At 57.1% G+C, this 19271-nt stretch carries 21 protein-coding genes; 5 read left to right on the top strand and 16 right to left on the bottom strand.

What is annotated here, in order from left to right; all coding sequences use genetic code 11:
- Nucleotides 1-58 precede the first annotated feature (58 nt).
- The 10 genes from ACE38U_RS13310 to cysD form a co-directional block, all read right to left on the bottom strand.
- On the bottom strand, nucleotides 59-685 hold the full coding sequence (locus ACE38U_RS13310) for a protein-L-isoaspartate(D-aspartate) O-methyltransferase (RefSeq protein ID WP_038479466.1): 627 nt from the start codon (nucleotides 683-685) through the stop codon (nucleotides 59-61).
- Nucleotides 679-1440: a 5'/3'-nucleotidase SurE gene (surE, locus tag ACE38U_RS13305; protein ID WP_176981186.1), complete on the bottom strand. Its 762-nt coding sequence runs from the start codon at nucleotides 1438-1440 to the stop codon at nucleotides 679-681. The genes ACE38U_RS13310 and surE overlap by 7 nt, the downstream gene beginning before the upstream one ends.
- Nucleotides 1421-2467: a tRNA pseudouridine(13) synthase TruD gene (truD, locus tag ACE38U_RS13300; protein WP_038479460.1), complete on the bottom strand. Its 1047-nt coding sequence runs from the start codon at nucleotides 2465-2467 to the stop codon at nucleotides 1421-1423. The genes surE and truD overlap by 20 nt, the downstream gene beginning before the upstream one ends.
- Complete coding sequence (gene ispF / locus ACE38U_RS13295; RefSeq protein WP_038479457.1) at nucleotides 2467-2946, bottom strand: 2-C-methyl-D-erythritol 2,4-cyclodiphosphate synthase; 480 nt, start codon at nucleotides 2944-2946, stop codon at nucleotides 2467-2469. The genes truD and ispF overlap by 1 nt, the downstream gene beginning before the upstream one ends.
- Entirely contained in the window at nucleotides 2946-3656 is a 711-nt protein-coding gene (gene ispD, locus ACE38U_RS13290) for a 2-C-methyl-D-erythritol 4-phosphate cytidylyltransferase (RefSeq protein WP_375529904.1), read from the bottom strand. Before ispD ends, ispF begins: the two co-directional genes overlap by 1 nt.
- Before the next feature lie 19 nt (nucleotides 3657-3675).
- Entirely contained in the window at nucleotides 3676-4002 is a 327-nt protein-coding gene (ftsB, locus tag ACE38U_RS13285) for a cell division protein FtsB (RefSeq protein WP_038479451.1), read from the bottom strand.
- Between the two features lie 185 nt (nucleotides 4003-4187).
- Nucleotides 4188-4511, bottom strand: a complete 324-nt coding sequence (locus ACE38U_RS13280) for a DUF3561 family protein (RefSeq protein WP_038483219.1) — start codon at nucleotides 4509-4511, stop codon at nucleotides 4188-4190.
- A gap of 50 nt (nucleotides 4512-4561) precedes the next feature.
- Nucleotides 4562-5167, bottom strand: coding sequence for an adenylyl-sulfate kinase (gene cysC / locus ACE38U_RS13275; protein ID WP_038479448.1), 606 nt, complete (start codon nucleotides 5165-5167; stop codon nucleotides 4562-4564).
- Nucleotides 5167-6594, bottom strand: a complete 1428-nt coding sequence (cysN, locus tag ACE38U_RS13270) for a sulfate adenylyltransferase subunit CysN (RefSeq protein ID WP_176981184.1) — start codon at nucleotides 6592-6594, stop codon at nucleotides 5167-5169. The genes cysC and cysN overlap by 1 nt, the downstream gene beginning before the upstream one ends.
- A gap of 11 nt (nucleotides 6595-6605) precedes the next feature.
- Nucleotides 6606-7514 (bottom strand): sulfate adenylyltransferase subunit CysD, encoded by a 909-nt coding sequence (gene cysD, locus ACE38U_RS13265; protein ID WP_375529903.1) that lies wholly within the window; start codon nucleotides 7512-7514, stop codon nucleotides 6606-6608.
- Between the two features lie 278 nt (nucleotides 7515-7792).
- On the opposite strand from cysD, the gene ACE38U_RS13260 reads away from it, so the two are divergent.
- Nucleotides 7793-8833 carry an aminopeptidase gene (locus ACE38U_RS13260; RefSeq protein ID WP_375529902.1) on the top strand — a complete coding sequence of 347 codons (1041 nt, stop codon included), beginning with the start codon at nucleotides 7793-7795 and terminating at the stop codon, nucleotides 8831-8833.
- A 30-nt stretch (nucleotides 8834-8863) separates the two neighbouring features.
- Here the strand turns inward: ACE38U_RS13260 and cysH are convergent, their stop codons facing one another.
- The 3 genes from cysH to cysJ form a co-directional block, all read right to left on the bottom strand.
- Entirely contained in the window at nucleotides 8864-9595 is a 732-nt protein-coding gene (cysH, locus tag ACE38U_RS13255; RefSeq protein ID WP_375529901.1) for a phosphoadenosine phosphosulfate reductase, read from the bottom strand.
- Nucleotides 9596-9829: 234 nt separating this feature from the next.
- On the bottom strand, nucleotides 9830-11542 hold the full coding sequence (gene cysI, locus ACE38U_RS13250; RefSeq protein ID WP_038479436.1) for an assimilatory sulfite reductase (NADPH) hemoprotein subunit: 1713 nt from the start codon (nucleotides 11540-11542) through the stop codon (nucleotides 9830-9832).
- On the bottom strand, nucleotides 11542-13347 hold the full coding sequence (gene cysJ / locus ACE38U_RS13245; RefSeq protein WP_375529900.1) for an NADPH-dependent assimilatory sulfite reductase flavoprotein subunit: 1806 nt from the start codon (nucleotides 13345-13347) through the stop codon (nucleotides 11542-11544). The genes cysI and cysJ overlap by 1 nt, the downstream gene beginning before the upstream one ends.
- A 302-nt stretch (nucleotides 13348-13649) precedes the next feature.
- Here cysJ and queD point away from each other — a divergent pair, with 302 nt between their 5' ends.
- The 4 genes from queD to ACE38U_RS13225 all read left to right on the top strand — a co-directional run bounded on the left by queD (nucleotide 13650) and on the right by ACE38U_RS13225 (nucleotide 16260).
- Nucleotides 13650-14015 (top strand): 6-carboxytetrahydropterin synthase QueD, encoded by a 366-nt coding sequence (queD, locus tag ACE38U_RS13240; RefSeq protein ID WP_162473299.1) that lies wholly within the window; start codon nucleotides 13650-13652, stop codon nucleotides 14013-14015.
- 112 nt (nucleotides 14016-14127) lie between these two features.
- Nucleotides 14128-15402 (top strand): FAD-dependent oxidoreductase, encoded by a 1275-nt coding sequence (locus ACE38U_RS13235; RefSeq protein ID WP_375529899.1) that lies wholly within the window; start codon nucleotides 14128-14130, stop codon nucleotides 15400-15402.
- Nucleotides 15399-15671, top strand: a complete 273-nt coding sequence (locus ACE38U_RS13230) for a ferredoxin family protein (RefSeq protein WP_176981179.1) — start codon at nucleotides 15399-15401, stop codon at nucleotides 15669-15671. Before ACE38U_RS13235 ends, ACE38U_RS13230 begins: the two co-directional genes overlap by 4 nt.
- Before the next feature lie 13 nt (nucleotides 15672-15684).
- The gene (locus ACE38U_RS13225) at nucleotides 15685-16260 is read left to right on the top strand and encodes a glycerol-3-phosphate responsive antiterminator (protein ID WP_375529898.1); all 576 of its coding nucleotides are present in this window, start codon (nucleotides 15685-15687) and stop codon (nucleotides 16258-16260) included.
- Here the strand turns inward: ACE38U_RS13225 and ACE38U_RS13220 are convergent.
- From ACE38U_RS13220 to ACE38U_RS13210, 3 genes are read right to left on the bottom strand one after another with little or no spacing between them, the layout of a single operon-like run.
- Entirely contained in the window at nucleotides 16244-17110 is an 867-nt protein-coding gene (locus ACE38U_RS13220; protein ID WP_375529897.1) for an electron transfer flavoprotein subunit alpha/FixB family protein, read from the bottom strand. The two genes, ACE38U_RS13225 and ACE38U_RS13220, sit on opposite strands and share 17 nt — an antisense overlap.
- Entirely contained in the window at nucleotides 17107-17886 is a 780-nt protein-coding gene (locus tag ACE38U_RS13215) for an electron transfer flavoprotein subunit beta/FixA family protein (protein WP_375529896.1), read from the bottom strand. The genes ACE38U_RS13220 and ACE38U_RS13215 overlap by 4 nt, the downstream gene beginning before the upstream one ends.
- A complete protein-coding gene (locus tag ACE38U_RS13210; protein WP_375529895.1) occupies nucleotides 17864-19219 on the bottom strand; it encodes an MFS transporter in 1356 nt (451 codons plus the stop codon). Before ACE38U_RS13210 ends, ACE38U_RS13215 begins: the two co-directional genes overlap by 23 nt.
- Between the last annotated feature and the right edge of the window lie 52 nt (nucleotides 19220-19271).

The following is a 19271-nucleotide window of genomic DNA, read 5'->3' as shown; positions in this document are numbered from 1 at the left end:
TTGCTGAATTCGGCTACGTTACGCCGAATCAACAGCAAGAAAACCGGATATTTCCGGGTTATGCTAATTCGCCGGGCACTAAGGGCACAAAGCGAACAGCTTCTACCGTGTCGATTGAAAATTCGTCTCCGTGGCGACGGACGCGTTTTAAAAACTGCTGGTCGTCGCCCACGGGTAAAACAAGAATGCCGCCTTCGTCCAGCTGCGACAGTAGCGCAGTCGGAATTTCCGGCGGGGCCGCCGTCACAATAATAGCGTCAAACGGGGCTTTCGCCTGCCAGCCCTGCCAGCCATCGCCGTGACGGGTCGAAATATTGTGTAAATCGAGCTGCTTCAGGCGACGTCTGGCGTGCCATTGCAGCCCTTTGATGCGCTCTACGGAGCAAACATGCCCCACCAGATGCGCCAGAATTGCGGTCTGGTAACCCGAGCCGGTGCCAATCTCCAGCACCTTTGAATGCTCCGTCAGCTCCAGCAATTCCGTCATCCTCGCCACCATATACGGCTGAGAGATAGTCTGACCAGACCCAATAGGTAACGCGGTATTTTCCCAGGCTTTGTGTTCAAACGCTTCGTCGACAAACTTCTCGCGCGGCACCTGCGCGATAGCCTCAAGAACCTGTTCGTTCTTGATGCCCTGGGCACGAAGCTGATCGAGAAGGGTTTGTACGCGTCTGCTTACCATTGCGCCTCAACTCCGGCCTTTTCCAGCCAGTGGCCAACGACTTCATGGGCGCTATGTGCGGTTAAATCGACGTGCAGCGGGGTCACCGAAACGTAGCCTTCGTCGACGGCAGCAAAGTCGGTGTCCGGCGCCGCATCCAGTTTTTCTCCCGGCGGGCCAATCCAGTACACCGTGTTGCCGCGCGGATCTTGCTGGCGAATAACCTGGTCTGACGGATGACGGCTGCCGCAGCGGGTAACGCGAATGCCTTTGATTTGATCGAGCGGCAGGTCGGGGACGTTGATGTTAAGAATGCGCCCGGTGCGCAGCGGCTCGCGAGCCAGCGCCCGAAGAATAGAACAGGTTACCGCCGCCGCCGTTTCATAGTGCTGGTGGCCATCGAGCGAAACGGCAAGTGCCGGAAGCCCTAAATGACGCCCTTCCGTCGCGGCCGCAACGGTACCGGAATAGATAACGTCGTCGCCGAGATTAGGCCCGGCGTTAATGCCCGACACCACAATGTCTGGCCGGGGGTGCATCAAAGCATTCACGCCGAGATAGACGCAGTCCGTCGGCGTGCCCATCTGCACGGAGATATCTCCGTTGGCGAGGGTAAAGGTTCTTAGCGATGACTCGAGCGTCAGCGAGTTAGATGCGCCGCTGCGGTTTCTGTCCGGGGCAACCACCTGCACCTCGGCAAATTCACGCAACGCCTCCGCCAGCACCTGAATGCCAGGGGCCTGGACTCCGTCATCGTTACTCAGCAATATTCGCATAATCACCCGCTGTGTTCATGAGTTCCCTGACAACGCTGGTGGCAAAGCTTCCCGCCGGCAGCCAGAAATTCAGCTCGACGGTCACATCATCCCACCAGTTCCAGCTCAGCGCTTTAGGCTGAACCAGCATCGCCCGGCGCGCAGCTTCCACGCGTTCACGCTTCAACAAGCCCAGCAGGACATCTTCTTCCGCCACGCATTGTTGCTCAAAAGCCAGCGCTGCGTTTTGCGTTCCCCACTCGCCGTCACCCGGCAGCGAAGCCGTGATCAGCAGTTCGCCGTCATCTACTCGCTGTTGCAGGGTTGGGAGTTCTTCCGGGGTCGCCACAAACCAGCTGCCGCGTCCTGCCAATTGTAGCGCATCGCCATCAACAACTTGATTAAAGTCTGGTTTTTTCAGGCGCTGGCTAACAATCTGATTAAACAACGCGCTGCGTGCTGCCGACAACCAAAAACTGCGTTTATTTCTGTCTCGCAGCGGCGCATTACTCTCCGCCCAGCGCTTCGCCTGATGCAGGTTGTTACCGCCAATACCAAAACGCTGGCTGCCGAAATAGTTAGGCACGCCCTGCTGCGCCACGGCCTGCAGGCGCTGCTCCAGTTCGCTACGATCGCTGACTTCGCGCAGGACGAGGGTAAAGCGGTTCCCTTGCAGCGCGCCCAAACGCAGCTTGCGGCGGTGGCGGGCAAACTCCAGCACCTGGCAACCTTCGAGCGCAAAGGCGCTCATATCAGGCATCTCTTTGCCCGGGAGGCGGACGCAGAACCACTGCTCGGTCACGGCATGTTTGTCTTTCTGCCCGGCAAAGCTGACTTCGCGAGCATGGACTTTGAGGAATTTCGCCAGCGCATCGGCGACAAAACGCGTATTGCAGCCGCTTTTCAGAATTCGCAGCAGCAGATGCTCACCGTCGCCGTCGGGGCCAAAGCCCAAATCTTCAATCACCACGAAGTCTTCAGGGCTGGCCTTGATAACGCCGCTGCCCTGCGGCTTACCGTGCAGCCAGGTCAGGTTTTGCATATCCATTACTTGCTGGCCTTATGCAGCAGCGCCACGGCTTCACAGGCAATACCTTCCCCACGCCCGGTAAAGCCGAGCTTCTCGGTGGTGGTCGCTTTAACGTTGACGTCATCCATATGGCAGCCGAGATCTTCGGCGATAAACACGCGCATCTGCGGGATGTGCGGAGCCATTTTCGGTGCCTGAGCGATAATCGTCACGTCGACGTTCCCAAGCGTAAAACCTTTAGCCTGAATGCGACGCCACGCTTCGCGCAGCAGTTCGCGGCTGTCCGCACCTTTGAAGGCAGGATCGGTGTCCGGGAACAGCTTGCCGATATCTCCCAGCGCGGCGGCACCCAGCAGCGCATCGGTCAGGGCATGCAGGGCAACGTCGCCATCAGAATGGGCCAGCAGCCCTTTTTCGAACGGGACACGAACGCCGCCAATAATAATCGGGCCTTCACCGCCAAAAGCATGAACATCAAAACCATGTCCGATACGCATTATAAATTCTCCGTTTGGGTTAACCGCGTAAGATAGAAAGCCGCCAGCGCCAGATCTTCAGGGCGAGTCACCTTGATATTATCAGCCCGAGCGCTAATCAGTTCTGGATGAAAGCCGCAATATTCAAGGGCCGAGGCTTCATCGGTGATGGTGGCGCCTTCATCCAGCGCGCGCAGCAGACAGCTGCGCAAAAGTTCGAGAGGGAACAGCTGCGGCGTAAGGGCATGCCAGAGATCTTCACGATCTACCGTATGCGCTATCAGCGCTTTACCGGGCTCGCCTCGCTTCATGGTGTCGCGAACCGGAGCGGCCAAAATGCCGCCGACTTTGCTGGTAGCGGTAATCGCCAGCAGATTTTCGAGGTCGTCCGGGTGCAGACAGGGGCGCGCAGCGTCGTGAACCAGCACCCATTTCGCATCGCCTGCGGCCTGCAGGCCAGCCAGAACGGAATCCGCACGCTGTTTCCCGCCCGTCACCACGGTGACGCGAGGATCGGAGGCCAGCGGCAGAGAAGAAAAGTAAGCATCGTTGGGGCTGACAGCGACGATCGTCTGGCCCACGCGCGGGTGCGCCATCAGGCTAGCCACCGCGTGTTCGAGAATCGTTTTGTCGCCGATGTGTAGGTACTGCTTAGGACATTCCGTTTGCATACGGCTGCCGATACCGGCGGCCGGTATCACGGCAATTACGTCCTGGGAGGAGTCTGCCATGCCTTTCACTTATGCTGAGTTATCGATTATTTTGCCCGGCGTTAGGGGGATTACCGTTGGCTGCGCGTTTGGAGGCTTCCGGCACCAGGCGATAAAAAGTCTCCCCCGGCCTGGTCATGCTGAGTTCGTTGCGAGCGCGCTCTTCAATCGCTTCCTGGCCACCGTTGAGGTCGTCAATTTCGGCAAAAAGCTGATCGTTGCGAGATTTTAATTTGGCATTGGTTGCCTGCTGCGCAGCGACATCTTCGCTGACGCGCGTGTAATCGTGTACGCCGTTTTTTCCGAACCACAGCGAATACTGAAGCCAGACCAGCAAGGCCAGCAACAGCAGCGTTAGTTTACCCATCCTGCCCCCTGAAAAACGGCACAATCATCCCACAACTTTTTCGTCGACTCCACAATGGCAAGCAACCCTGCCCGCCAAATCGCGCCAGAATTTACCACATAACGCGCATTCATGCGCGATTGCAGCAAGTTTAGCTTAACGTTGCCCAAAAATAGTCTGTTACGGTTTGACGCAGTTAGGCACGGCTAACCCATTAGCCACATAAAGAGTACGCCGAACATCAGCGCGACGGAGAGCAGCGTAGCCAGGCAGCTAAACAGCAGCCTGCCGCGCAAAATGGAGTGCAACGCTATCCCCACCACCACCGCGACCGGCATCAGCGCCAGGAAAAATGGCCACGTGTAGAGGAAGAAAAACAGCGTGTTAGGGCCGTAGACCAAAAAGGGAATGCCTAGCGCCATCAGCCACGACAAAAAGCCGATAAACGCCCCGGGCAATGACCAGGTTGTTTCCTCGACCGTCGGGCTGGGTTCAGCCTGAGAAATAACGATATTCGTGCTGTTGCGCATAACTGATTTCATAACCCTGATGGCCGGAAGCGTTGTGCTTCCGGGCGTCTTCAGCAATTGATGATATCGTCACGACGCAGCAGGTCTAATATTTGGGCCACTAAATTTGTTACTAATTGTTCGCCGTCTAAGTGTATTTCCGCCTGTAGCGGCGCCTCATACGCCGAATCAATACCGGTAAAATTCTTTAATTCCCCTGCCCGAGCCTTCTTGTACAGCCCTTTAGGATCGCGGGTTTCGCAAATCGCCAGCGGCGTATCCACAAACACTTCGTAGAAGCGCCCCTCTCCGGCGCGTTCGCGTACCATTTGCCTTTCGGCACGGTGCGGCGAGATAAACGCGCTGAGCACGACAAGGCCCGCGTCCACCATCAGGCCGGCAACTTCACCTACCCGCCGGATGTTTTCTTTACGGTCTGCATCGCTAAAGCCCAGGTCACTGCATAACCCGTGGCGCACGTTGTCGCCGTCGAGTAAGTAGGTGCTTACGCCAAGTTTATGCAATTCCTGTTCGAGCGCGCCGGCCACGGTTGATTTCCCGGAGCCGGACAAGCCGGTAAACCACAGCACCGCCCCGCGGTGCTTGTGCAAAGCTTCACGCTGCTCACGCGTAACGGGGTGAGCATGCCAGACCACGTTTTCATCATGGTCGGCCATTACTTGCCTCCCAGCAGGTCACGCGCGCCCCAGTGTGGAAAGTGGCGACGCACCAGAGCATTAAGCTCAAGTTCAAACGCACCGTATGCCGAAGGTTCCTGATAAACATCTTCCTGCGGCTCACGCACCATGCCTGCGCCCACGGTCACGTTGCTCAGGCGATCGATGAAAATCAGCCCGCCGGTCACCGGATTGGTCTGATATTTGTCGAGCACCAGCGGCTCATCGAAGGTCAAATCCACCAGCCCAATGCCGTTCAGCGGCAGGCTTTCCACCACGCGCTGAGTCAGAGAGTTAATCTCAACCTGGTACTGAATATTGTCGACGCGCGCGCGGGTTTTCTTCCCGGCGATCTTGATATCAAAGCTCTGCCCCGGCACCAGCGGCTGCTCCGCCATCCATACCACATCCACTTTAGCGCTCTGTACCGCGGCCAGTGATTCACCGGAATCAACCAGCAGGTCGCCCCGGCTGATATCAATTTCATCTTTCAGCACCAGGGTTATCGCTTCGCCCGCGCCGGCTTGTTGCAAATCTCCATCAAAAGTCACGATTCGGGCGATGTTCGACTCCACGCCGGACGGCAGCACTTTGACGCGCTGGCCGACGCTGACGGTGCCCGAAGCCAGCGTCCCCGCGTAGCCACGGAAGTCCAGATTGGGACGGTTAACGTACTGCACCGGGAAGCGCATTGGCTGCTGCTCCACGCTGCGAGTAATTTCTACCGTTTCCAGCACTTCGAGCAGCGTCGGGCCGCTGTACCACGGCATCTGGCTGCTGGAGCTTGCCACGTTATCCCCTTCCAGCGCGGAAAGCGGCACGAAGCGAATATCCAGGTCCGCCGGCAGCTGCTGGGCGAAGGTCAGGTAATCCTGTTTGATCTGCTCGAAGGTCTGCTCGCTGAACGCCACCAGATCCATCTTGTTGATCGCCACCACCAGATGTTTGATCCCCAGCAGCGTGGAGATAAAGCTGTGACGACGGGTTTGATCCAACACGCCTTTACGGGCGTCGATCAGCAGGATCGCCAGGTCACAGGTTGATGCGCCGGTCGCCATATTGCGGGTGTACTGTTCGTGCCCCGGCGTGTCGGCGATGATAAATTTGCGCTTCTCGGTGGAGAAATAGCGATAGGCCACGTCAATGGTAATGCCCTGCTCACGTTCAGCCTGCAGGCCATCCACCAGCAACGCTAAGTCGAGTTTCTCGCCCTGGGTGCCGTGACGTTTACTGTCGGTGTGCAGCGAAGAGAGCTGATCCTCATAAATCTGGCGCGTGTCGTGCAGCAGGCGGCCAATCAACGTGCTTTTGCCGTCATCGACGCTGCCGCAGGTCAAAAACCGCAGCAGGCTTTTGTGCTGCTGCGCGTGCAGATAGGCTTCTACGCCGCCTTCGTCAGCGATTTGTTGTGCAATAGTGGTGTTCATCTGGCGGCTCCTTAGAAATAACCCTGGCGTTTTTTCAGCTCCATGGAGCCGGCCTGGTCGCGGTCAATCATGCGTCCCTGGCGTTCACTGGTGGTGGAAACCAGCATCTCTTCGATGATCTCCGGCAGCGTCTGCGCGGTAGATTCCACCGCGCCGGTCAGCGGCCAACAGCCCAGGGTACGGAAGCGCACCATACGTTGTTCAATCACTTCGCCCGGCTGCAGATCGATGCGATCGTCGTCAATCATCATCAGCATGCCGTCACGCTCCAGCACCGGGCGCGGAGCCGCAAGATACAGCGGAACGATGTCGATATTTTCCAGGTAGATGTACTGCCAGATATCCAGCTCGGTCCAGTTAGAGAGCGGGAACACGCGAATGCTTTCGCCTTTGTTAATCTGGCCGTTGTAGTTGTGCCACAGCTCAGGGCGCTGGTTTTTCGGATCCCAGCGGTGAAAGCGATCGCGGAAGGAATAAATACGCTCTTTCGCGCGCGACTTCTCTTCGTCACGACGTGCGCCGCCAAAGGCCGCGTCAAAACCGTATTTATTCAGCGCCTGCTTAAGGCCTTCGGTTTTCATGATGTCGGTATGTTTGGCGCTGCCGTGAATAAATGGGTTGATGCCCATCGCCACGCCTTCAGGATTGCGATGCACGATAAGATCGCAGCCGTAGGCTTTCGCCGTGCGGTCACGGAATTCGTACATTTCGCGGAATTTCCAGCCGGTGTCAACGTGCAATAGCGGGAACGGTAGCGTACCAGGGTAGAAAGCTTTACGGGCCAAATGCAGCATGACCGAAGAGTCTTTACCAATGGAATACATCATCACCGGATTAGAAAATTCGGCAGCGACCTCGCGGATAATATGGATGCTTTCAGCCTCCAGTTGCCGCAAGTGAGTGAGTCTTTTCTGGTCCATAACCTTCCCTTAAGCAGATGCGCCGCGGCCGTTCATCGCAGCCGCTTGAGATTTAATCTAAGGGGACTATAAGTCTTGGGCTTATTTGTTATGAAATTACGAATTGGAATGACTAGTTCCCGAAAAGAATAACGCCCCGGCAAAGCTAACAACAAAATGTGCTTAACCTGCCGTTTTTTCGCGGGTTTAAGAGCAAATGAAATTGTTTAACCTGGCTCACAGTTTCATACTAACGGTGCTTAAAACTTCCGACTAATAAAGATGAATAAGGACGTACTATGTTTTCCGCATTGCGCCGCTCGGTGATTTGCCTGGCACTGGGCGCGTGCTTTAGTTTTCCCGCCGTAGCGAAGACCACGCAGCAAGGCGATATTGCCGACCAGCAAACCCGCCACATCGCCACTTATTTTCCTGGCCGAATGACCGGCAGCCCGGCCGAAATGCTGGCCGCAGACTATCTTCAGCAGCAATTTAAAAGTTGGGGTTACCAGAGCGATATTCGTCAGTTTAATACCCGCTACCTTTACACCACGAAAGCGGGCCATCAAAACTGGCATAACGTCACCACCAGCAGCGTGATTGCCGCCCGCGAAGGTAAGCTGCCGCAGCAAATCATTATCATGGCGCATCTGGATACCTATACGCCGCTGAGCGATAAAGACGTGGACAATAACCTCGGCGGCCTGACGCTGCAGGGCGTGGACGATAATGCTTCCGGTCTCGGCGTCATGCTGGAGCTGGCCGAACGCCTGAAAGATATACCTACCCGCTATGGCATCCGCTTTATTGCCACCAGCGGAGAAGAGATTGGCTCGCTGGGTGCGAAGAACATCCTGCAGCGCATGAGTAAAGAAGAGCAGGCCAACACGCTGCTGGTTATCAACCTTGATAGCCTGATCGTGGGCGATAAGCTTTATTTCAATAGCGGAGTATCAACGCCTGCGGCCGTGCGCAAACTGACCCGCGACCGGGCGCTGACTCTTGCGCACCGCGCAGGGATTCAGGCTACCAGCAATCCAGGATTGAATGCGAAATTCCCGAAAGGCACCGGCTGCTGCGGCGATGCAGAGCCTTTTGATAAGGCAGGTATTCCGGTGCTTTCCGTCGAGGCAAGCAACTGGACGCTGGGAGCGAAAGACGGTTACCAGCAGCGCGGTAAAAACAAGGCGTTCCCAAACGGCACCAGCTGGCATAACGCGACTATCGACAACCTCGACTATCTGGATAAAGCGCTGCCGGGCAGAATTAAGCGCCGCAGCCATGACACGGTGCGCGTTTTGCTGCCGCTGGTGAAAGAGTTGGCGAAGGCCAAAAAATGATGTTCCCTCGCCGTTCAGGTGAGGGAGTAGTCATTCGTGCAAGCCGCACTCGCGCTTCAGGCCAAAGAACCGGGTTTCTTCTTCTGCCATGCCCGGCTCCCACTTACGCGTGGTGTGGGTATCGCCGACGGAAAGATAGCCCTGATCCCACAGCGGATGATACGTAAGCCCGTGCTCGGTCAGGTACTGATATACCGTGCGGTTATCCCAGTCGATGATCGGCAAAATTTTAAAGACTTCGCGTTGTACCGCCAGCACCGGTAAATTGGCACGGCTACCGGACTGTTCGCGACGCAGACCAGCAAACCAGGTTTTTGCCTCCAGCGTTTTCAGGGCGCGGTTCATCGGCTCAACTTTGTTGATGTCGTTGTAGCGCTCAATACCTTCCACGCCCTGCTCCCAAAGTTTGCCGTAGCGCGCTTCCTGCCATGCCGGGCTTTCGGTCGCACGAAACACCTGCAGGTTCAGCTTCAGCTTGTCGGTCAGATCGTCGATAAACCGGTAGGTTTCCGGGAACAGATAGCCGGTATCGGTCAGGATCACCGGGATATCGGGGCGCTGCTGCGTGACCAGATGCAGGCATACGGCGGCCTGAATGCCAAAGCTGGACGAGAGGACAAACTCACCGGGCAGGTTTTCCAGCGCCCAGGTGACACGCTGCTGCGCGCTAAGTTTTTCCAGCTGAGCGTTCACTTCGGCGAGCGCCATGACGCGTTCGACCTTAGGAAGGGCGTTCAGAGCGTTAAGATCGAGTACGGACATACATGCCTCACTTAGTGATAAATGACCCTCACCCCGGCCCTCTCCCTGGAAGGGAGAGGGGGGAAACCGAATGATTCCCTCTCCCCTGCTCTCTCTGCCGGGGAGAGGGGGAAACCGAATGATTCCCTCTCCCCAGCTCTCTCTGATAGGGAGAGGGAAAAGCCAGATTCAGTATTCTTTGTCTGTTAATCCCCTCTCCCCTTTGGGGAGAGGGTTAGGGTGAGGGGATAAAAACTAGTCCCACAAGTCCCTGGCAGGGTCGAGCACCGGGCGAATAATCCCGGCGCGCACGGTGAAATCGCCAAAGCCTTCATCGGCCTCACGCTCATTCGCCCAGCGCCCCACCAGCTCGTCAATCGAGCTGAGGATTTCCGGCTCCGTGATATTTTCACGGTACATACGCGGAATACGCGTCCCGATACGGTTGCCGCCAATGTGCAGGTTATAGCGCCCCGGCGCTTTCCCCACGAGGCCGATTTCGGCCAGCATCGCACGGCCACAGCCGTTCGGGCAGCCGGTGACGCGCATCACAATGTGCTCATCCGGCACCTTGTGTTTATCCATCACCTGCTCAACTTTGGTGACAAACTCAGGCAGGAAGCGTTCGGCTTCCGCCATCGCCAGCGGGCAGGTAGGGAAAGACACGCAGGCCATCGAGTTCTCGCGCTGCGGCGTGACCGCGTTCATCAGCCCGTGCCCGGTAGCCAGCTTCTCTATTTTAGCCTTTTCGCTTTCCGGCACGCCGGCGACGATCAGGTTCTGGTTTGCCGTCAGGCGGAAATCACCTTTATGGATCCGGGCTATCTCCAGCAGGCCTGTTTTCAGCGGGCGATCCGGGTAATCCAGGATACGGCCGTTTTCGATAAACAGCGTCAGGTGCCATTTGTCGTCGATGCCCTTCACCCAGCCGATACGGTCGCCACGGCCGGTGAATTCGTAAGCGCGGGTCGGCTCAAACTTGATGCCGGCGCGGCGCTCAACTTCCGCCTTAAACACCTCCACGCCCACGCGCTCAAGGGTATATTTGGTTTTGGCATTTTTACGGTCGGTACGGTTCCCCCAGTCGCGCTGGGTCGTCACCACCGCTTCCGCTACGGCCAGAGTATGCTCCAACGGAATGTAGCCGAATTCGCTCGCCGTGCGGGCATAGGTATTTTTATTGCCGTGCTCAATGGACAGGCCACCGCCGACCAGCAAGTTAAAGCCAACCAGCTTGCCGTTTTCTGCAATCGCAATGAAGTTCATGTCATTGGCGTGCAGATCCACATCGTTCTGCGGCGGGATCACCACCGTGGTTTTAAACTTACGCGGCAGATAGGTCGGCCCCAAAATCGGCTCTTCATCCGTGGTGGCAACTTTTTCTTTATCCCACCAAATCTCGGCGTAGGCGCGGGTGCGCGGCAGCAGGTGCTCTGAAAGCTTTTTCGCCCATTCATAGGCTTCCTGGTGCAGCTCAGACTCCACCGGGTTAGACGTACACAGCACGTTGCGATTCACATCATTGGCGGTCGCCAGCGCGTCCAGGCCAACCTCGTGCAGCATTTCATGCGCGGGTTTAACGTTCTTCTTCAGGATCCCGTGGAACTGGAACGTCTGGCGGTTAGTCAGGCGGATGCTGCCGTAGATAGTCTTATCTTCGGCAAATTTATCAATAGCCTGCCACTGTTGGGTGGTGATTATCCCTCCCGGCAGACGGCAGCGGAGCATCATCGCGTGGCGCGGCTCCAGCTTCTGCTCCGCGCGTTCGGCGCGAATATCGCGGTCATCCTGCTGATACATGCCGTGAAAGCGGATCAGCAGGAAGTTGTCGCCGTTGAAACCGCCGGTCAGGCCATCCTGCAAATCTTCTTTAATGGTGCCGCGCAGGAAATCGCTATCGCGCTTCAGCCGTTCGGCGTCGACCAGTTTGCCTTCGACCACCAGAGGGCCAGGGTGTTTTTCGCTCATTAGTAGACATCTCGCTGATAACGGCGCTCAACGCGCAGCTCACTTAAAAATTCATCTGCCGCTTCGGTATCCATGCCACCGTGGACGGCCACCACTTCCAGTAACGCCTGTTCAACGTCTTTCGCCATACGATTGGCGTCGCCGCAGACGTAAATGTGGGCACCTTCTTGAATCCAGCGCCACAGTTCCGCGCCTTTCTCGCGCAGTTTGTCTTGTACGTATATTTTATGCTGCTGGTCGCGGGACCAGGCTAAATCGATGTTCGTCAGCAGGCCGTCTTTGACGTAGCGCTGCCATTCCACCTGATACAGGAAATCTTCGGTAAAGTGCGGGTTGCCAAAGAACAGCCAGTTCTTACCGCCCGCACCGTCGTTATCACGCTGCTGAATAAAGGCGCGGAACGGGGCAATACCGGTGCCGGGGCCAATCATAATGACCGGAGTTTCCGGGTTTGCCGGTAAGCGGAAGTTATCGTTGTGCTCAATGAACACGCGAACTTCGCCGTCTTCTTCAAGGCGATCGGCCAGGAAGCCGGAAGCCCCGCCGCTGCGGGCACGGCCTTCGATGTCATAGCGCACCGCGCCCACGGTAATGTGAACTTCGGTTTCAGCTTCCGCCTGCGAAGAGGCGATTGAGTAAAGACGCGGCGTGAGCGGGCGCAGCAGGCTAACCAGCTGTTCCGCCGTCAGCTCCGCCGGGGCGTAGCGAGCCATATCCACAATCGGCGTGGTCTGCGCGTAATGCTGTAATTTTGCTTTATCGCCCACCAGCTCCAGCAGCGCCGTGTTGCGGGTCAGCTGGGCGTAGCTTTCAACGATATTGCCGGTGTTCACAGTCAGTTCGAAGTGCCACTGCAGGGCTTCGCTCAGCGGCAGCGTTTTGCCGTCAACGGTGACGCTTTCATCGCCTTTCAGCCACAGCAAATCCGTCAGCTCTTTCACCAGCGCCGGATCGTTCTGATACCAGACGCCAAGCGCGTCGCCCGGCCGGTAGCGCAGGCCTGAGTCACCAAGATCGATTTCGACGTGGCGCACATCTTTATCGGAGTCGCGGCCGGTAATCTTCTGGTTAACCGCGAGCGTGGCGGTTAACGGGGCTTCTTTGCTGTAAGGGCTGGTGAAAATTTCGTTGCTCACGCCAGTGGCGGTCGCGGTCGCCTGAGCCGGGGTTTCCGCCGGTACGCGAGACTTCAGTAGTTCGACAATTTTGCCACGCCATTCCTGGGCCGCAGGCTGGTACTCGACGTCGGTATCGACGCGCTCCAGCAGACGCTCACCGCCTAATTCCGCCAGCTTGCTGTCGAAGTCTTTGCCGGACTGGCAGAAGAATTCATAGGAGCTGTCGCCGAGGCCAAAGACCGCAAACGCGGTGCCGTCAAGCTTTGGTGCCTTCTTCGAAAACAGGAATTTGTGCAGGGCCACGGCTTCTTCCGGCGGCTCCCCTTCCCCTTGCGTGGAACTGACGACAATCAGCAGCTTTTCCTGGGCAATTTGCTTGAATTTATAGTCGCCCGCGTTCACCAGGTTGACGTTCAGCTTCGCCGCCAGCAGGTCGTCACGCAGCTGCTCGCTCACGCGGCGCGCGTTGCCGGTCTGCGAAGCGGAAATCAGCGTGATAACCGGCACTTCTGCCGCAGGGGCCGGAGCCGCCGCGACAGCACCAGGCTGCTGGTTAATCATTCCCCAGAAGTAGCCGGACAGCCAGGCCAACTGAGTGGTCGAAAAATCAGTGGTCGCCGCCTGAAGGCGTGCCAGCTGGTCCGGCGTTAGCGGCAGCAAAGCGCTCGGTGGAACCTGAGAAGTCATACGTATTTAGCTTCCAGTAGCAAAGTGCAAAAAAGGGCTTACAGACTGTAATGAGTCAAGGTTAACCAGCAGGTTATCAACAATTAAAGAAGGGATGGAAATAATAAATAACTAAAACGACTAATCGTTTTTTCAGGTAAATCATAGTGTTAAAAGTGATTAACTAACTAACTGATGAATAAAAGATTTTCGCTCATTCACCGTTACTTACAGCATGTAGCCGGGCCGCGGGCCGTTTAGTTAATGCGAAAAATAGTCCATTCCGCTATCATGCGGCGGTTTTTTGAATTCCAGAGAGTTGAATGATGTCCACCACCCTGTTTAAAGATTTTACCTTCGAAGCCGCCCACCGCCTGCCGCACGTGCCGGAAGGCCACAAATGCGGTCGCCTGCATGGCCATTCCTTTATGGTGCGCCTGGAAATTACCGGCGAGGTAGATCCCTATACCGGCTGGATCATGGACTTTTCCGAGCTGAAGGCGGCGTTTAAGCCGACTTACGATCGCCTCGATCACTATTATCTGAACGATATCCCAGGCCTGGAAAACCCAACCAGCGAAGTACTGGCGAAATGGATTTGGGATCAGATGAAGCCCGTCGTTCCGCTTTTGAGCGCGGTGATGATCAAAGAAACCTGCACCGCCGGCTGCGTTTACCGCGGCGAATAAGAACGAAAAAAGTCCGGAAATCACGCCGGACTTTTCCCGTCTGCGCTCCTCATCAAGCTAATTTTCTTCCCGCTTTGGTAAGCTACTCCGTCGCAACTAAAAGGTGCACGGGATGGCCACTACAGATTTCGATATTATCGTCGTAGGTGCAGGGATCGCAGGCTCCTGCTGCGCGGCAGAGTGCGCGCGCGCCGGGCTAAATGTTCTGCTTGTTGAGCGGGCAAGCCAGCCCGGAGGCAAAAACCTGTCGGGCGGCAGGCTTTACACCGCCGCGTTTGACGCTCTCTTTCCTGACTTTTCTCGCTCTGCCCCGCTCGAGCGCTGTATTACCCATGAAAAACTCTCCGCTCTGACGCCGGACAGCGCCACTACGCTCAGCTTTCAACAGCCCACGGCTTCTTCATACAGCGTGCTTCGCGCACGTCTCGATCCGTGGCTGTTCCAGCAGGCTGAACAAGCCGGAGCCCAGTGCCTTGCGTCTACCCAGGTCGATGGCCTGCATGTCGAAAACGGCGTGGTGAGCGGCGTAGTGATTGACGGAGAAGTGCTGAGCGCCAGAGCCGTGGTTATTGCCGAAGGTGCCAATACCCTGCTGGCTGAGCAGCATAAGCTATTGAACAAGCTGCCCGAGCACGGCGTTGCGGTCGGCGTTAAGGAAGTGCTTGCGCTGCCGAAAGATGATCTGGAAAACCGTTTTGCCCTCGAAGGTAACGAAGGCGCGGCCTGGCTGTTCACCGGTGGCGTCTGCGGCGAGCAGCCCGCAGGTGGTTTTCTCTATACCAATAACGATACGCTTTCTGTCGGCATCGTTTGCCCCCTATCTTCACTCCGGGCTTCCTCCGCAGCGCTTCCTGACCTGCTGGAAAACTTCAAACAGCACCCAACGCTACGCCCGCTTCTGCGCCGCGCCGGGCTGGTGGAATACGGCGCACATCTCATTCCTGAATGCGGCCTGAACGGGCTCCCCGAACGCCTGGCCGGCCCCGGCTATTTGCTGGTGGGCGATAGCGCCCGTTTCTGTATCAATACCGGCTTCACCGTGCGCGGCATGGATTTGGCTGCGCTTTCGGCAAAAGCGGCGGCACAAACGCTGATTCAAGCGCTGCAGGAAAATGAAAGTGTCGATCTTAATCAGGTTTATCGCCAGCAGCTGGAGCGCACTACGCTGTGGGGCGTGCTGGAGCGCTACCGCAAAATGCCCGATTTTTTACAAACGCCAGGGCTGTTTCAGGACTATCCGCACCTGCTGGCTGAACTGCAGCGTGATATCTTTGATCCCCAAACTTCACCGCCGCCCCGCCTCGGCAGCCTGCTGTGGAAGCACGCCCGCAGGGCCGGTATTTCACGGCTGGTTAAAGACATTTTTCACGGAGGACGCAGCCTGTGAACCTGCATGAGAAACTGGCAAAGAACGCCTGGCAATCCGCAGAGAAACCGCACATTGTCCCTGCAGACAGCCCCGACAGAGAAAGCCTTGCCCTGCTGGTACGCGCCTGCCCCGCAGGGTTATACCGCCAGAAGGAAGACGGCAGCCTGCAGATTGATAATACCGGCTGCCTGGAGTGCGGCACATGCCGCCTGCTTTGCGACGAACAAACCCTCAGCCGTTGGCGCTACCCGCCCGCCGGCTGCGGCATCCAATTACGCTTTGGTTAATGGAGTTCAAGCTGTGTCCCTGATGTCCCTACTCAAGCAACATCCGCTGATTGCAGCGGTAAAAGATAACCAGAGCCTGCAGCTGGCGCTGGAGTCCGACTGCCAGGTTATTTCCGTGCTGTACGGTAATATCTGCACGATTACCGGCATCGTGCAGCAGATTAAAAAAGCGAACAAATACGCGCTGGTGCACGTCGATTTACTGGAAGGCACGTCGAATAAAGAAATTGTGATTAACTTCCTGAAGCTGGTGACCCAGGCCGACGGCGTGATCAGCACCAAGGCACCGATGGTGAAAGCGGCCAGGGCGCAGGGGTTCTTTGCCATTCACCGGCTGTTTATCGTCGACTCTATCTCTTATCACAACATAGATAAGCAGATCGCGCAGTCAAACCCGGACTGCATTGAAATACTGCCCGGCTGCATGCCGAAGGTGATGAAGTGGGTGACGGAGAAAATCGACCTGCCGGTGATAGCGGGCGGCCTGGTGTGTGACGCGGAGGATGCCAACAACGCCCTGAACGCCGGCGCGCTGGCCATCTCAACCACCAATACCAGCGTCTGGCAGCTGGCTAAATATCTTCCCTGACGCAGTTTTGCAGCTCGGCTAACACCGGCAGCAGGTCGTCCACAATCCCCACGTCGGCATGGCAAAAAATTGCCGCCTGTGGGTCGCTGTTAATAGCGACGATAAACCGGCTGTGGGCAATGCCGCTGATAAAGGCAGGTGCGCCGGAAATACCTGCGGCAATACAAACGTCGGCGGCAACCTGAGTGCCGGACATCCCTAACAGCTTGTCCATGCTGCACCAGGCGTGCATCACCGCTTCCCGGCTCGCGCCGGTTTCCATCCCCAGCGCGCTGGCGCAGGCTTCAACCTGTTCCATCGCCTGCTGGCTGCCTACTCCTCGCCCCACGGCCAGCACAAGCCTGGCTTCAGCCAGCCCGGACGCACTTTCCTCAGCAATAGACGTACATTCAACCAGCCAGGCAGGCTTCTGTTCCGCTACGGGAATCTGCGAATATTCTATCTCTGGCTGCCAGTTCCCTGCGCCCGGCGAGGACGCAACGCTCAGGCACCAGGGTTTATTTTGCAGCCGGAGAGTAGCCACCAGCGCGCCGCCGCAGGCATTTTTGTGCACCGTTTTTTGGGTAATATTTACCCCACTGACGGCACTCCAGGCTTCCCCCTTCAGGCGGCACGCCAGCCGGGTTGCCAGCTCCGCGCCCTGCCAGCCTGAAGGAAACAGCAAAACATTTGCAGGGGACTGAGCATAGTGCGCGCATAACGCATCCAGCAGCGGCTCGCTGTATTCAGTCTCCGGCAGCAGCCAGCCTTCAAGCTGGACTTTTTCAGTCTCGCTACACGAAATAAAATTCCCGAACTCGTTCAGCACGGCAGCTTTTCGGGATTCGGGCAGGATCAGGGCAATTTTCATGGCTGCATCCTTTTACGTAGCCAGTCGCGGTAAAGGCTACGGGCCTTCTCACCCGCATCGTTTCCCTGAATAATTAAGCCGCCGCGCTGTCGCTGAGGGTTATCCAGTTCGACCGGCGCAGGCGTGGCTACCTCGGCACCCAACGTTTCCGCAGGCAAAACCTCAACGTCCGAGGCCTTTACCGCCAGTTTTTGCCACAGGCCCGGCGTTCTCAGGCAATATTCTCCCCGGCTTTCAATCATCAATACCGCAGGCAGCCGCACGGTAAGGCGGCGTTTTCCGGTAGCACATCGCTGTTTCAGCTCAACCTGCTGTAGCGTCTGATTCACCGAAAAATCATAGACCTGACTGAAGCACGGCCAGCCAAGCTGTTCAGCCAGATAAAACCCCGTCTGGCCACTGTTGCCCTCGGCGCTGCGCGACCCCAGCAGCACCAGAGATTGAGGGTTTTGCTGCTGCCAGGCCGCCAGTAAAGCGGCAACCGAGGCAGGTGCAAAAGTCATTTCACCTTCCCGCTTCAGCCTCACCGCCCGCTGGAACCCCAGCGCCTTAAACTGGCGCAGAAAGCTGTCAGCACGTTCGTTACCAATACTTAATCCCGTGAGGTTCAGACCCTCTGGCTGGCGCAGCAGCATCTCGGCGGCGGCCTGCTCATCTTCCCCCAGGCAAGGACGAGTTATCGAAGTGTCCAGCCCTTGATGTTTCGCGGCCAGCCAGTCTTTTTCCGCCAGCATGGCGAGGTCTGGCTCGGCCTTAAAGGCTAACAGAATGTTCATGGTTAACTCCCGGAGGCTGCTCTTTATTCCCGGATGCGGTCACGAGACTCATGTTTCGCGTTTCCGGCGCCCAGAAAACGGAAACCAGCAGGCCCAGCATCAGAACCGCGCTCAGCAATAGCATGGTGTTCTGCACGCCGAAGGAGACCAGCGCCACCGGCAGCAGGCCGGTGCTGATGGCCGAGCCGAAGCGGCTCATCGAAGTCGCAAAACCGACGCCCAGCGAGCGAATATCGGTCGGGAAACTCTCGGCGGGCAATACGCCCACCAGATTGCTGACCGCTGAAATCGTCAGGGTAAAAATGAAGAACAGCAACAGGATGATCGTGCCGTGTTGTTCCGGCACCAGCGCCAGCGCGGTGAGGCTTAAGAACAGCACCAAAAAGCCGCCGATCAAAAAGCCGCGACGAGAACAGCGGTGGGTCAGCACAAGGCCCGCAATCGCCCCTACCACCAGCACCATATTCAGCAGCAGGCTGGCGGTCAGACCATCCTGCATACCCAGCAGCCCGGTAATAGACGGCAGCCAGGTGTAAATCGCAAACCACGGAATAACCAGGCAAACAAAGAACAGGCTATTGAACGCGGTGCGCCGCCAGTATTGCTCGGAAAACAACGTCCGAAGATGGCGGGAGGTCGGCACCGCAATTTCATCGCTGATAACAACATGTTCGCCAAAGTAGCGACGCACAATCTGGTGAGCCTCGGACACTCTCCCCTGGCGCATCAGCCAGCGGGGTGACTCCGGAGTACCCCAGCGTAAGAACGTGATTAACAGCGCGGGAAACGCTGCGGAAGCCAGCAGCCAGCGCCAGGCATCCGCCCCGCTGTCCACCATTAAATGGCCAATCAGGCTTGCCAACACGTAGCCCAGCGTCCAGACCACGCTGAACGCGCCTAGCAACACGCCGCGATGTTTGCGTGGGGCAAATTCGGCCAGCATGGTATGGCCCACAGAATAGTCGCCGCCCAGCCCGATGCCGATCAGCACCCGCAGCAGGATCAGCTGTTCCACGTTGCTCACGAAAAACTGTAAAAAAGAGGCCAGCGTGATGAGCACAAAGCTGAAGTTAAAGATTTTCTGCCGGCCAATATGATCGGAGATCCAGCCCAGCACCAGGCTGCCAAGAAACAGCCCAAACAGCGCCGAACCGCCTACCAATCCTTCCTGTAGCGGCGTCAGGCCCATTTGCGGCGTAAGGATCACCAGCGCAAAGCCAATCACGCCCAGCACGTAGCCGTCCGTCAGGTGGGCGCCGAAGGTCAGCCCGGCAATGCGTAAATGAAAGCGATTAAGCGGCAGGTCATCCATACGAACCGGGTCGGCGTGCATACTGATTCCTTTGTCGATCCGTAAGTAGAAAAGTCGGCTCCTGAGAGCCGAC

It is taken from the genome of Cedecea selenatireducens (assembly GCF_042138895.1).
GTDB classification, from domain to species: Bacteria; Pseudomonadota; Gammaproteobacteria; order Enterobacterales; family Enterobacteriaceae; genus Cedecea; species Cedecea selenatireducens.
This window is presented reverse-complemented; position numbering and strand designations above follow the sequence as displayed.